The organism is Bradyrhizobium sp. BR14999 (assembly GCF_056106085.1).
Genome location: NZ_CM148536.1, coordinates 2,087,287 through 2,100,268 on the forward strand (window position 1 = coordinate 2,087,287; position 12,982 = coordinate 2,100,268).

Sequence of the window (12,982 nt, forward strand, 5' to 3'; positions counted from 1 at the left end):
ACCCAGTGGCTTTATTCGTTTGCACCAAAGAGCCACCCAGCTGCCCGTAAGACTTGTCTAAACCTCCAGTTTGGCCCGATGCCATCAAGCCGCCTGTCGCGCCGACTCATCCAGGAGGCTGGGTGTTCTGTTTGGCAAATGGAGAATAAAGATGCAACAGCGAGGCACGCTTGACTCGACAGCGCGGAGCATTTGCGGTTGATGGACACGGCGGCCGAATTCACCGGGCCTGTCAATCTCGGTAGCCCGAGCGAATTCGCAATGCTGGGGCTCGCGGAAAAGATAATCAAGAGCATCGGCGCCAAGGCGTCGCTTAACTTCAAGGCTCTGCCGCAGGACGATCCGAAGCAGAGTCAACCGGACATCTCGCTCGCGAAGCAAGTTCTCGACTGGAAGCCTCGCGTCTCTTTGCATGATGGTCTCAAAAGACCGCAGCCTTATTTCCGCAAGTTGTTGCGTGTGTGATGTCGCAGCTTACGATCGTTACATCGGTTTATGAAGACCGCGACGCCTCCAGTCGCCTGTTTCGTGAACTGTGCGCCGCGCATGGCGAGGAAGTGTTTATTATCGCTGTTGACGACGGTTCGGTCCGGGAGCCGATCGAGGCCTTCTCGCGGGTAAGACTGGATGGTGTCGTTCTGCGGCTTAAGCGCAATGTCAGCCATCAGCATGCCATAGGGGCGGCCTCGGCTATGTTGCCGAAAATCTGCGAGAAGCGACATGCGTGCTGATGGATTCGGACGGAGAGGATCTGCCGGTCACAATTCGCGATCTCCTGGCTTGCCTCAACGACGAAAAGCCATGTTTCGGGGGGGCGTCGCCGCCTTCCAAGCACTTTCGCTACTTTCTTGGGCGGATCTCATGAGATTGAACCCCACGTCGGGTTTCCTTGTCAGCGTCGTCATGCAGGCTGTCATCTCCGACTTTGGCAATAAGCAACTGGTATTTAAAAAGAGCGAGGCTTCCCATGCTGAGTAAAACTAGTCGGGATAGCAAGATCATGGCATCGGTTGCGATGACGTTGATTTTTGCCGGGCTGTATGCTGGCGTGTATTTCGCGCATATCTATTGGTTCTCGGTCAATGTGATTTTCTATTCGGCGATTGGCGATGCGCTAGTCGCAGCGATCTTGGCCGGTTTCCTGGCCCTTCTGTTACGGCGCCGGCTACCGCTTACCGGGTTTGAATGCGGGTTGATTTTCGTCATCTGGTGTACGACCGGGTATGCGGCTGCCATTTCCGGTCCAGCCGTACTTGATCGCTCATTTTCCTTTTACATTCTTGAAAAGCTTCAGCAGCGCGGCGGAGGAATTCGCAAGGACGCTATCCCGCTGGTTTCTGTTGAGGAATACATGCCGGAATTCCGGGTCGTCGACGTGCGGCTGACCGAGCAGTTACAATCGGGCACGATTGAAATTGTGAACGGCTGCGTGCGATTGACAGAGAAAGGGCAGCGGATAGCGAGCTTCAGTCGCTTCGTGCGAAAGAACCTGCTCGCCAAACACCGGCTTCTGGCGGGCGTCTACACGGACGCTCTGGTAGATCCGTTTAAGAACAGCAAGCACGGACCGCAAGGATACGAGTGTCGTTGACGATCTTGAAGCAACGAAATGGAACCACCGACATCGCCGTTGATGTAGCTGAGAAAGAGGCGCCTATCATCTTTCTACCTCCCCCGGGGAGGCATGCGATCCGTGCGGTGATCCGCGCCCCTACCTACTTGCGCTCTCGGTTGCTCTTTTCGGGACTTTTCGAGTTGCAAGCGCAGCTGCGTCCGAACACAATGAACCGTCAAGAATGAAACCAGCAGCCGAGGAGATACAGTGCAGACTAAAGAGCTCAAAAGCTTTCAATCGCCATCTTGCATTTGGCAGGATTCGATGAAAACGATTTCGATCGTGATAGCCGACGATTTGAACAAGACTGTCCGTTGCGTCAACGTAGGCGCTCTCCAGCGCTCCAGAATGTCCCTTGTTGCTGCTGCGGCGTGAGTTCTGCTGGCCCTTTCAAGAACGACCTCACATCTCAAGTAAGACGGATCATCGGCCGCGTTGGCGCTTCTCCGAGAGCAAAATGAGCTCGCAGCCCTCTTCGGCGACTGGATAGCCCCTGGGACGGACAAGTAGATCGGGCTGAGATACTGCGTACAGTGTACAGACCGCCCCAAGACCGATGTCAGCGACTCAGCGTGGTTGCGCGAGCTTCATTCTTATGGCCTGTTACTGGCAGCGTCCGACCTGATGCCGAGATCGAAAACCCTGCGCGCTGTCTACGCCAGCGCGAGCGATTGGTGGAATACGGCGCGCCCATTTCCAGCACATGCAGAAGCCCATGATGGAGATGAATCTGCAACTTCATCATGTGGTCTCCGATGTCACGGGAGCGACCGGCATGCGAATTATCAGAGCCATTGTTGCAGGCGACGAAATCCTGACGGCTTAGCAACGTACCAGGACGTGCGATGCCATTCATCTATCGAGACGATCCGAGCGGCGCTGGTGGCTAATGACCGGCATGAACATGTCTTCGCGCTGATCCATCGTTGGAACTCTACGACGTCTACCGGACGAAGATGCTGGACTGCAACCGCAAGCTCGAAGTCCTGACCGCGACAATGAACAATAAAAGGAAGCAAAGCCGGTCGGAAAACATCCAGCCCACGCATCAAGCAGGTCGCCGACGTTCGATGTCGGGTCCGCCTTGTATGGTTTGCTCGGCGTCGATCTAACTGAGATCCACGGGTTAGGCCCATCACTGGCACTGAAGCTCGTCGGTGAGTGTGGCAGCGATCTGAGAGCGTGGCCGAGCGCCAAACACTTCACCTCTGGCTGTGTCTCGCACCGGGAAACAAGATCTCAGGCGGCAAGGTGCTCTCAGCGCGTGCGCGGGGATCCTCCAGCCGGGCAGCTGCACTGTTGCGGTTGGCCGCAACAACCGTTGGACGGAGCGATACGGCGCTCGGAGCTTTCTGTCGCTGGCTGTCATCACGTGCGGGTAAGTCAAAGGCGGTCACAGCAACTGCCCGCAAGATCGCAGTTTTGTTCTATAACACCCTGCGCCACGGCATGAGCTACAGAGATCCAGGTCGCCGACCACTATGAGCAGGAATACCGCGCCCCGCGTCATAGCAAAGCTATCAGATATATCGCGCCCATCGAGATGGAGCTCAAAGCCGCTTGAAGCCGTCCGCTTTTTCGGGGAAGGTCACTTTCTCACCCGGCACATGGGCTTCAAGGCACCTAGCTTGCGCTTAGCTACAACATCTCGGCTCTCGGGTGGCGGACTACGCGATGGCCCAGCCGCCCGCAACGGCCAGTCTGTTCGAAATCGCCCGCGTAGAAGCTAACATGAAGTCGATCTTGGGCGACGTGACCAACTACGATCATTTGGTCCGCACGCTTCATTGGCGAGCGGCGTTGGCTCTTGAAGATCTCGATCGGGACCTCGTTTTCACCTTTCTTGAATAGCTCGAGTAGCAGCGGAACAACTTCGTGGCAACGCGCAACACCCGAGTAGCCAGGATCCGATCCTTTCACGTCGCCGGCGCCGATCCCGCCTCCTTCGGCGACGAAAGTACAACTGTAGGGACAGCGCCAGACGGAGCCGTTCGCTCATGCGGCGCCTTCGTCGAGAGAGGCGCTTCACCCGCGATGACGAACCGGTGAGGCAGCAGACCGTGTCGCTGGCTACATGGGGATTAGGCTTTGGCGCAGGATATGCGCGCCTCCGACGCGACCGAGCTCGTTCCGGCCATGCCACAACCGCTCCCGCACGACCTCGAAACGTTCGACACGTACCGGCACGGCCCACAAGCGGCGTGAAGGACAGGAACAGAAACGGACTATCAACATTCGGTCGAGCTTGCAGGATGTAGGCGAGCGCGGCGCCAGCCTGCTCAACGAGTGGGGCCTACTTGGTCACGCTTGCCCTTGGTGCGCCGGGATAAAAAGCTCGGCGCCAGTCGGTATCCTGGAGCTGAAGAGCGTATCGAGGCCAGTGTGCATATTTCGCTGATGGTGAGCAGCGATTTCGCGCGATCATGAGCGCCGAATTCAGACGATCGTGAGCAGCCCGCTCCGGCCGAGGCGGTGATAGAGTCAGCGTTCTGGCTGCGCGTCAAGGGTGATGGTTTTGGCGTTGCGTTTTCGCATGCTTTCGCCGGCAAGCTGGAGGCGGTGAGCGTTATGGACGAGGCGATCTAGGACGGCGTCGGCGTAGGTTGGATCTCCGACAACTTCGTGCCATGTGTCCACTGGGAGTTGGCTAGTTACGATGGTGGAGGCGCGGCCATGGTGGTCCTCGAGGACTTGCAGTAGCCGCTCGGCGGCGGTGAGCACCGACAATCCCAAATCGTCCAAAATCAGAAGCTGGGCGCGGCCAAGGGTTTTGAGCAAGCGGGGCATAACGTCCATCGCCCCGCGCGAGCGCCAACGCTTCGAACAATCTTGGGACGCGATGATCGAGAACCGAGCGATTGTCGCGGCAGGCCTTGTGGCCGAGAGCGCAGGCTAACCTACTTTTGCCCAATCCGGTCGCCCCGGTTATGAGCAAATTCTCGTGGCGATCGATCCAGTCGCCGCTGACGAGCTTGGCGAAGACGGCCCGGTCGATACCCCGCGGCGTACGCAAATCGACGTCCTCCACGCAAGCATTCTAGCGCAGCGCGGCCAGCTTGAGGCGCGTGGTGAGCCGCCTGGTGTCGCGTTCCGCGGCTTCCCGGTCGACCAGCAGGCCGATGCGATCTTCGAACGGCAAGGCTTCGAGATCAGGTGATCGTCGCTGCTCCTCGAAGGCTTTGGCCATGCCGCTCAAGCCGAGCTCGATCAGGCGTTCGTGGGTGGGATGGTTGAGCATACAGGTCTCCTTGGCTTCAGTGGAAATAATCCCGGCCGCGGATGTTGCCGTGGCGCAGGGGTTGGGGTTCGGAGGGCTCGTCGAGAAAGGTGCGATCCAGGCCGTTCTGGAGGATGGAGCGGATCGAGACGACGGATCGCGCCTTGATCAGAATGCCGCGCCGGCAGGTCGCGTCGACGCGCTCGGCGCTGTAGCTTTTGGCCAGCGACAGAATGCCGAGGCAGGTGCGAAAGCCTTGCTCGGAATGCGGCCGGGCCGCGATCACGGCCTGGAAGAAGGCGGCGGTCGACGGACCGATCCGCTCACCGGCGGCGATCACTCTGGCGGGCGTCCATTGGCCGTAGCGCCGATGGGCGCTGACATGTGGTCGGTGATGGTGGTGTGGCCCCGCCGGTTGGGCGCGCGAGGGTGGCTGGCGATCCTGCGGCCGTTGTGGAAGATCTCGACCGTCCTGTCGTCAATGCGCGCATCGACGAGCTCACGGATGAGCCGATATGGCGTGGAATACCAGTGTCCGTCGATCTCGATATGATAGTCGGGGCCGACCCGGCAGCGCTTCCAGCGCGCGAAAGCGTAAGCCTGGTCCGGCAGCTTTGTGAGCTTGGCTTGTCGAGTTCGGCGAACAGTTCGGCGCGGCTGGCGCCAAAGTCGCGCATCTGCCGGGCATTGAGTTCGACGACGAGTATTTTGATGGCTGCGTTCAGCTCCAGCAACGAAAAGAAGCGTTGGTTGCGCAGCCGCGCCAAAATCCATCGCTGGGCGACTTGCACCGCAACTTCGACCTTTGCCTTGGCAAAAGTTGTCGACTGCAGGTCATGCGGGTACGACCCCGCAAAAGGTGCGGATCACGCACCCCCTTCCATCCGCTCTGCGGTCGCAAGTTCGAGCTGATCTGTCGGCGCCGTCATTGGGGCGAAGACCGGGTGGTCTATGAGGGGGAGAACGGTCGACTTTGTACGATCGCGAGCGCATGGACCGATATCGATCCACCCGATGAGTTCCGGCTGATTGCTGCGGGTAGAGCAGCCTTTTGCGCGGTTGATCTGTTGGCGCTTTGTGACTCGCTAGACCGGCTCGCGGAGAGCATGGGCGCCCGTAATGCGTAAATCTAAATACGCCGCATGTGTAAGGATAATAACGCCATGCCGTCGACGCGGTGCGGCGTATTACTACGCTGCTAGCCGCGATAAATCTTCATATGGCGTCGACATCTCCATTGACACTCAACATATAGAGGCGTATTTATATTTACGTAAGATTGAGGCCGAGCATGGCCAGGGCGAAGAAGCGGGATCCGAAGAGCGAGGCGCTGGCGCAAGACGGCGTCCTCAATCCAAATCCGGAAGCCGTCCGCGACCCCTCGTTCGTCAGCAACCCATTCTTCGATGCGAAGGACCTGGTGCAGGTGCGCTACGAGATGGTGCGACGTCACCAGGTCGACGGCGTTGCGATCAGCGAGGCCGCCGAGACATTCGGCGTGACGCGCCCGACCTTCTACAAGGCGCAGAGCGCCCTGCAGACCACCGGGCTTGCCGGCCTGTTGCCGAACCGGCGAGGCCCCAAAGGCGGCCACAAGGTCTCCGCCGAGGTCGTTGCGTTCGTCGCCGCTCTCAAAGCTGCAAGACCCGAACTAACGACGTCGCACTGCCTAGATGCGATCTCGGCGCGGTTCGGCGTCAAGGTGCACCGACGCAGCCTGGAGCGGGCGCTGGCGCGCAAAAAAAAACGACTCAACCCAGCTTGATCGTCGCGCCTGCGGACGCAGCGGACAGCTACGAGAAGCTACGCGCCGCCGCATTACGTGCCGAGTTCACGGCCTGCCCTGGTCTCACCATTCTTCGTCGACGGGGATTGGCAGCGTGGATCCGAGCACGCGGACAGGAGGTCGATACCAAGGCGGCCTGCTACGACCATCGGCTCACGCACTCGGCCCCAGACAATCCGTCGCCCGCAACAAGCGACGTCACGCGCCTCATCGCCGGCATCCTCGTCGCCATCGCAATGGAGCCCTTCCATGCCTGAGCTTAAAATCACTGCCGACCATCTCAAGCGCGACGCTTACCTCTATGTCCGCCAATCGACTCTTCGCCAGGTCGCCGAGCACGGCGAGAGCACCGAGCGCCAATATGGGTTGCGGGATCGAGCAGTTGTGGCCGGCTGGCCGGTCGAGCGCGTTCACGTCACGCGATCTCGGCAAGTCCGGCTCAAGTACGACAGCGCGCGACGGCTTCCAGCAATTGGTGAGCGAGGTGGCGCTCGGCAAGGCCGGTATTGTCATGGGGCTGGAGGTCTCGCGCCTTGCGCGCAACTCGGCCGACTGGCACAGGCTCATCGAGCTTTGCGCATTGACGGCGACGCTCATCCTTGACGAAGACGGTATCTACGATCCAGCCAGCTTCAACGATCGCCTCTTGCTCGGCCTCAAAGGTACGATGAGCGAGGCCGAGCTGCACATCCTCAAAGCACGCATGCGTGGTGGTCAGCTCAACAAGGCCCGTCGCGGCGAGCTCGAGATGTGCCCTCCGGTCGGGCTGGTTTACCGGAACGATCGGACGATCGGCCTCGATCCCGACCTCCAGGTGCAGAACGCAATCCGTCTCCTGTTCGATACCTTCGAGCAGACCGGAAGTGCGATGCAGACAGTCCGCTTCTTCCGGGAGCAGGGTTTGCTGTTCCCGCGCCGACTCCGGACAGGATCGAACAAAGGTGATCTCCTGTGGGCGGCGCCGCACCATGCGCGCGTTCTGCAGGTGCTCCACAATCCGCGCTACGCCGGCGCTTTTGCGTATGGCCGAACGCGCATACGGCACCGGCCCGATGGTGGCACCAGTGTCGTCAAGGTGGCCAGGGCCGATTGGCAGTTCGTTATGCCGGGAATGCACCAGGGCTACATCGACTGGGAGCGCTTCGAGGCCAACCAGCGGCGGCTCGCCGACAACGCTCGTGCCTTCGGTGGCGAGCGGCGGTCGGGACCGGCGCGCGAGGGACCGGCGCTCCTCCAAGGTCGCGTGGTCTGTGGCCTGTGTGGCGAACGCATGGGTGTGCGCTACAGCCAGGAGCACGGCAGCACCGTCCCAACCTATCTGTGCCAGGCGAACGCGATACGCCGCGCGGTATGGACCTGCCAAACGGTTCCCGGGAGGATCGTCGATGCGGGGATCGCCGACCTGATGATCGAGCTGATGACGCCGATGACGCTGGCCGTCACCCTTGAGGTGCAGCGCGAACTTGAGGCGCGCGCCGCAGAGACCGATGCAGCGCGTCGCCAGCATGTCGAGCGGATGCGCTATGAAGCCGAGCTTGCGCGTCGACGCTACATGAAGGTTGATCCCGACAACCGACTCGTCGCCGATTCACTCGAGGCCGAATGGAACGACAAGCTGCGCCGTCATGCCGATGCCGCCGAAGACTACAAGCGCCGGAGCAAACAGCAGGCTGCGGCACTCAGCGCAGAAGCCCAGCGTCGCATCCTTAACCTCGCCGAGCAGCTTCCGCGGATCTGGCAAGATCCGCGAGTTGACTCCCGCGAGCGCAAGCGCATCGTGCGTCTGCTCATCGACGACGTAACCTTAATCAAGTCGCAAACCATCACGGCCCATGTGCGCCTGTCTGGCGGCGCCACGCGCACCTTGGTGCTCGACCGGCCGCTACCCATCGCCCAGATCCGCAAGTTCAAACCTGAACTCGTCGCCGAGGTTGATCGTCTTCTTGACCATCATTGCGATCGCGAAGTCGCCGAGATTCTCAATAATCACGGATGGCGTACATGGGAAGCAAAGGCGTTTAATCTGAAGAAGGTTGCCTTCATTCGCTGCGCCTACAAACTTGCGAGCCGATATGAGCGGCTGCGTCGACGTGGTATGCTCACGACGCGCGAGATCGCCGCCAAGTTCTGCGTCTCCGAGACAGCCGTACACACGTGGGGTCGCCAGGGGCTCATCACAAAATGCTATACCGATAGCCTGAACCGTGGCCTGTGGGAGATCCCGCCTGGCATGACGATCCGCAAAGGCTGCGGTGGGCGCGGCGCCCGCCCGGCGCAGCTCACCGCCATCACCGCGCCATCAAAGGAATGAGGTGCAGTATGAAGCGTTCGCCTTGTCGCGCGGCTTGCGTGGTCGCGCCGGCAAGACGGCCGTGCCGAAATGCGCCGCCATCTCCGCATAGGTGCGGTTGAGGCCAGGATCGTGGCGGTCGGGATTGGTGACGGCGGCCTTGAGATTGTCGCGGACCACGAATGTCGGCGCGCCGCCAAGGAAGGCGAAAAGGTTGATGTGGACCGGATCCAGTCGGCGAGCCCCTCGCTTGGGCAGGCCTCGGCGTAGGTATAATTGGACGCGCCCATCGCCGCGACGAACAGCTTCATCGACTGCACTTCCCCACTTGAGGGTCGATGACGTCGATGGTGTCGCCGGGGGGCTCTGCGACGCAGGCCTCGGCGCAGGGAAAAGCAGCAGCTCCAGGTCTTCGTCAGTCATTCCGGCCGGCAACGGCCAGATCAGCCCGGAAGCCCTGCTCGGCGCAGATAGCTGTGCACGGCGCCGTTGCTGATGCCCAAGGTGCGTGCGATGGCTCGCTCCGGCAAGCTTGAACATGTTTTAAGCGGAGAACCTCTTTGATCCGGCGCATCGACAATAAATCTGGGTGGGCATCGGCCTTCCTCGTTCACTGACGAGGCAGTTCCTAAGCCGGTTGAGTTGTCGGCCGAAGCGGGCTGAGCCGCTGAAAAGTTGCTCACGATCCAGCGAAATCCGTGCTCACGATCGTCTGAAATCTCTGCTCACGATCCCGCGAAACATGCAGGCCAGTGCCACGGTCGAGCGTATCGGCGCGAATGAGGGGCGCTCCAAAGTCGTGCTGGCGGACGGCCGCACGTACCTCGCCGATCTGGTCCTCGTTGCGGTCGGCGCGGTGCCGAAGGTCGAACGCGCAGGCGGCTGGATTGACGCTCCGAAGAACGTGGTCTCAATCGGCCGTTACGCATTGGAAAGATGAGAAGCCTTAAATCGCCTGCCCGTTCTTCAGGCAGGAGTCGACCGAAAGGCGCATGCCATCTCGCAAGGCGATCTTGGGTGCATAACCGAGCATTTTTCTAGCCTTGGTAATATCGCAGGCGATTGTCTTGTTCATTTCAGAAAGGACATGGATTTTCTGGTGATAGATGCCGGCATACTGAAGAGTTACATCGACCATCGTTGCGACTTCGGCCACAATGCTCGGCAGACGGATCTTGTTGGGCTTGACTGTCATGCCGAAATCTTCATGCAGGACTTTGCCGACGGTCTCGACAATTTCGTTCATGGTGTACGGCGTCTCGTCCGCAAGCCAGAAAATCTCACCCGCTGCATTTTTGTGAGCTGCGGCCCGCAGAATGCCCTGCACCAGATTGTCGGTATAGCCCATCGAGCGGCGGTTCCGTCCAGATCCAACAATGGGAAACTTACCGTTTTTGATCATCTTAAAAAAGAGAGTTTGCCTTGACGGCTGGTTGGGTCCGTAAAACCAGGGCGCGCGGATGACGACGATTTCTATCTGGCTGCCGGCGGCAATTTCCGCAAGCAGCGCCTTTTCCATCAGCATCTTGGAGCGGCCATATCCCATATATGGGTTATACGGGCTTTCCTCTGTGAATCTGTGATCCGCCCGCGGGTTGCAGCCGATCGGCGAATTCGACGACATGACAAGCGCCCGCCGCACACGCGCTTTTTGCGCTGCCGTAACCAGATTGATAGTGCCTTGCGTGTTGATCGCTTCAAACTGAGCAACGGTGTTGGGATGAATGACTCCCGCCATGTGGATCAATACAGCACCCTCGGCACCAGCCACGAATGTACGGACAGTTTCCATGTCCCGGATATCACCTATCACGATTTCGACGCTCTGTTCGCACAGCTGCGACACGTCTTCTCCCGGAAGCACAAGCGCCCTTACCCGGAAGCCTCCGGTTGCGAGAAGTCGTGCTTCCGGCAAACCTCTCGTCAGCGCCGCCGCGATGCGCCCGCCCAGCCAGCCGGCGGCTCCTGTCAGAAGCACGAGGGGGCAATTCAGCGATACCTGGATTGTCTCTTGCACATTAACAACCCTCTCAATTTATGTCTGTTGCCGCTGACCGGGCGCGTTCTTGTGCTGAATGACAGAGTGCTGCTTCCGCAACCCGGAACGCTAGGGCCATGATGGTCATTTGGGGATTGACGCCTGGCGCTCCCGGAATGAGGCTACCGTCGGCTACAAAGAGGTTTTCGATGCCACGCACCCGTCCGTAACTGTCGACGGCGCAAGCATCCTGATGCTCGCCCGGCGGGCAACTCGAAAACAGGTGTACGGTCATCAGATTCGTTGCCCCTTTGGGCAGAGGCTTGTTCAAGAATTCATGTACCTGATCAGGGCTCGTCCACCCTTCGTGGCCGGATATGCTCGGGAACACCTTGCGGGCGCCGGCCGCAAACATGGCTTGGCCGAGACGGGTGAGAACCTGGCTCAGAGCAATCCAGTCCTCAGGGGCGAGCTTGAAACTGACGAGCGGCTCGTTAAAGCCGGGAAGCGGTCTCACTGAGCCCACTCCGCGGGGCCGTATCATGCCGTAATACGAGCCGCAAAAACGCCAGTCTCGCATCAGATCGCCGCGATTGCTCCAGTCTTCCGCAAGCGAGAGGCCAAAAAGTGCCGGCGTGAATATCGATCCACCAATGCGTTGTTCCGGCATAAATTCGGTAATTGCCGTCAGAGGAAGCCGCGACTGATGTGCATCGACAGGCTCGTTAAACAGCGCCGTTGCCTTGATTGTAGGGTGAAGGCGCAGTGTATCTCCAATGCGTTTACGCGGGCCGGAGCGGCGCAAAAGCGCTGGGGTGTGTATGGCACCTGCACAAACAAACACCATGCCGGCTTTTACGCGCACTGGCACGGCTTGTCTGTCGGCATTGCTTGAGTGGGCAATCACCTCTGTGACACGGCGTTTTTCAATTCGTATCTTATCCACCCGTGTTTGCGCCAGCAACCGCATGCCGCCGTCCACCGCCTTTGGCAGAAGGCTCACCGCCATGGACTGCTTGGCGCCGTTCGGGCATACATAAGAACACCGGTTGGCGCCCTTGCAGCCACGTTGTCCCCGTTTCAGCTCCGACACTTTCCAACCCAGCGCTTCGCCTCCTTGCCGCAGGATGTCAGTCGGACGCCCGAGGGGACCAGGGGTCAGGCTTGCATTTACGGCTGTCTCCGCGCGCTCGTAATATGGCCCCAGTTCATCTGGCGTGAAATTCTCGATCTTGTTGAGCTTGCGCCATTGATCAATGACATCGCTATCGGCTCTCTGGGTAATAGCACTGTTGATTTCTGTTCCTCCCCCGACGCAGCGGCCTTCTGCATACGTAACGGGGGGGCGGCCAATCGCGGCAGTTATTCCCCCGCCGCGCCAGGCTGCCGAAAACGCCTCTCTCGCGCTTGGAGAAGCCGATGATGAGGGAATATGCTTGCCTTCTTCAAGCATGATTATAGATAAACCCGCAGCTGTCAGCACGTCTGCCACGCTCGCACCGCCTGCACCGGAGCCGATAATCACCGCATCCGCCTCCAGTTGAAGTTTATTCCTCGGATGAAAACTGCCTTTCATGTTGAAGCCTTTTGTTTGCCCGTAGTCCGTACGGATAACAGCTTTGCCGCCACGGGCGTCTGCTCATAGAATGCAAGCAGCGTCATCGATCGATAAAGGCGCACAATGGACGTGATGGGACCAGGCGATCTCTGCAGAAGAGTATAAAACCTATCTGCGCGGAGCGAGCTTGCCAATGGGCCGCCCGCGCCGGCCGAAATCAACAAGATGCAAGGGCTCAGGAAGATCGAAACGCTTCGAACCGCGAAACGAATATGAAACGGGGCGTCTGCAATCGCTCGGCTGACGCTTGCTACGATTTCACTAACTGCAGTCGGTTTTTCTTCCCCGTCGAGCAATGGCCACGTAGGGATCAGTGTTGCCACGAGCACTCTGTCGAATACCACTTTAGTCTCCTCGAGCCAGAAAAACTGTGCCTGCCAAGACAAGACCGAGCCCGATCCATTTGTGCAGGTGGACGGGTTATCCAAGAATGTAAGATGGCGTAACCGCCAGCATTGCAAACCCGGCCCCCGCGACA

General features: G+C 59.5%; 11 protein-coding genes and 4 pseudogenes. 10 read left to right on the forward strand and 5 right to left on the reverse strand.

The features are described 5' to 3' along the window. Positions 1-201: 201 nt before the first annotated feature. The 5 genes and pseudogenes from ACR9YP_RS09655 (at position 202) to ACR9YP_RS09675 (ending at position 3,466) form a co-directional block, all read left to right on the forward strand. A complete protein-coding gene (locus tag ACR9YP_RS09655; protein WP_474219535.1) occupies positions 202-465 on the forward strand; it encodes a hypothetical protein in 264 nt (87 codons plus the stop codon). Continuing rightward, complete coding sequence (locus ACR9YP_RS09660; RefSeq protein WP_474219536.1) at positions 465-731, forward strand: hypothetical protein; 267 nt, start codon at positions 465-467, stop codon at positions 729-731. The genes ACR9YP_RS09655 and ACR9YP_RS09660 overlap by 1 nt, the downstream gene beginning before the upstream one ends. A 269-nt stretch (positions 732-1,000) precedes the next feature. After that, positions 1,001-1,591 carry a hypothetical protein gene (locus ACR9YP_RS09665; RefSeq protein ID WP_474219537.1) on the forward strand — a complete coding sequence of 197 codons (591 nt, stop codon included), beginning with the start codon at positions 1,001-1,003 and terminating at the stop codon, positions 1,589-1,591. Positions 1,592-2,164: 573 nt separating this feature from the next. Continuing rightward, positions 2,165-3,113: pseudogene (locus ACR9YP_RS09670) on the forward strand (transposase); the annotation flags it as partial. 176 nt (positions 3,114-3,289) lie between these two features. After that, complete coding sequence (locus ACR9YP_RS09675; protein ID WP_474219538.1) at positions 3,290-3,466, forward strand: hypothetical protein; 177 nt, start codon at positions 3,290-3,292, stop codon at positions 3,464-3,466. 630 nt (positions 3,467-4,096) lie between these two features. On the opposite strand, the pseudogene istB reads toward ACR9YP_RS09675, so the two are convergent. Both istB and ACR9YP_RS09685 read right to left on the reverse strand, forming a co-directional pair. Beyond that, positions 4,097-4,853, reverse strand: a pseudogene (gene istB / locus ACR9YP_RS09680) (IS21-like element helper ATPase IstB). Between the two features lie 16 nt (positions 4,854-4,869). Then, positions 4,870-5,644, reverse strand: a pseudogene (locus ACR9YP_RS09685) (Mu transposase domain-containing protein); the annotation flags it as partial. Between the two features lie 24 nt (positions 5,645-5,668). On the opposite strand from ACR9YP_RS09685, the gene ACR9YP_RS09690 reads away from it, so the two are divergent. From ACR9YP_RS09690 to ACR9YP_RS09705, 4 genes are all read left to right on the forward strand, one after another. Then, positions 5,669-5,959: a DUF5372 family protein gene (locus ACR9YP_RS09690; protein ID WP_474221011.1), complete on the forward strand. Its 291-nt coding sequence runs from the start codon at positions 5,669-5,671 to the stop codon at positions 5,957-5,959. 164 nt (positions 5,960-6,123) lie between these two features. Further along, positions 6,124-6,597, forward strand: coding sequence for a helix-turn-helix domain-containing protein (locus tag ACR9YP_RS09695; RefSeq protein WP_474219539.1), 474 nt, complete (start codon positions 6,124-6,126; stop codon positions 6,595-6,597). Next, entirely contained in the window at positions 6,594-6,875 is a 282-nt protein-coding gene (locus ACR9YP_RS09700) for a hypothetical protein (protein WP_474219540.1), read from the forward strand. Before ACR9YP_RS09695 ends, ACR9YP_RS09700 begins: the two co-directional genes overlap by 4 nt. 104 nt (positions 6,876-6,979) lie before the next feature. Then, a complete protein-coding gene (locus tag ACR9YP_RS09705) occupies positions 6,980-8,929 on the forward strand; it encodes a recombinase family protein (protein WP_474219541.1) in 1,950 nt (649 codons plus the stop codon). 18 nt (positions 8,930-8,947) lie between these two features. Here the strand turns inward: ACR9YP_RS09705 and ACR9YP_RS09710 are convergent. Next, positions 8,948-9,505 (reverse strand): annotated as a pseudogene (locus ACR9YP_RS09710) (sigma factor-like helix-turn-helix DNA-binding protein); the annotation flags it as partial. A gap of 145 nt (positions 9,506-9,650) precedes the next feature. Between ACR9YP_RS09710 and ACR9YP_RS09715 the strand changes: the two are divergent. Next, complete coding sequence (locus ACR9YP_RS09715; RefSeq protein ID WP_474219542.1) at positions 9,651-9,848, forward strand: hypothetical protein; 198 nt, start codon at positions 9,651-9,653, stop codon at positions 9,846-9,848. 6 nt (positions 9,849-9,854) lie between these two features. Here the strand turns inward: ACR9YP_RS09715 and ACR9YP_RS09720 are convergent, their stop codons facing one another. Together ACR9YP_RS09720 and ACR9YP_RS09725 are read right to left on the reverse strand one after the other, a co-directional pair. Further along, positions 9,855-10,925: an NAD-dependent epimerase/dehydratase family protein gene (locus ACR9YP_RS09720; RefSeq protein ID WP_474219543.1), complete on the reverse strand. Its 1,071-nt coding sequence runs from the start codon at positions 10,923-10,925 to the stop codon at positions 9,855-9,857. Positions 10,926-10,938: 13 nt separating this feature from the next. Continuing rightward, the gene (locus ACR9YP_RS09725) at positions 10,939-12,462 is read right to left on the reverse strand and encodes a GMC family oxidoreductase N-terminal domain-containing protein (RefSeq protein WP_474219544.1); all 1,524 of its coding nucleotides are present in this window, start codon (positions 12,460-12,462) and stop codon (positions 10,939-10,941) included. Positions 12,463-12,982: the final 520 nt, after the last annotated feature.

Coding starts and splice junctions, on each gene's coding strand:
- ACR9YP_RS09655 (WP_474219535.1), top strand. CDS start 202: ATGGACACGGCGGCCGAATTCACCGGGCCTGTCAATCTCGGTAGCCCG.
- ACR9YP_RS09660 (WP_474219536.1), top strand. CDS start 465: ATGTCGCAGCTTACGATCGTTACATCGGTTTATGAAGACCGCGACGCC.
- ACR9YP_RS09665 (WP_474219537.1), top strand. CDS start 1,001: ATGGCATCGGTTGCGATGACGTTGATTTTTGCCGGGCTGTATGCTGGC.
- ACR9YP_RS09675 (WP_474219538.1), top strand. CDS start 3,290: ATGGCCCAGCCGCCCGCAACGGCCAGTCTGTTCGAAATCGCCCGCGTA.
- ACR9YP_RS09690 (WP_474221011.1), top strand. CDS start 5,669: ATGCGGGTACGACCCCGCAAAAGGTGCGGATCACGCACCCCCTTCCAT.
- ACR9YP_RS09695 (WP_474219539.1), top strand. CDS start 6,124: ATGGCCAGGGCGAAGAAGCGGGATCCGAAGAGCGAGGCGCTGGCGCAA.
- ACR9YP_RS09705 (WP_474219541.1), top strand. CDS start 6,980: ATGGGTTGCGGGATCGAGCAGTTGTGGCCGGCTGGCCGGTCGAGCGCG.
- ACR9YP_RS09715 (WP_474219542.1), top strand. CDS start 9,651: ATGCAGGCCAGTGCCACGGTCGAGCGTATCGGCGCGAATGAGGGGCGC.
- ACR9YP_RS09725 (WP_474219544.1), bottom strand. CDS start 12,462: ATGAAAGGCAGTTTTCATCCGAGGAATAAACTTCAACTGGAGGCGGAT.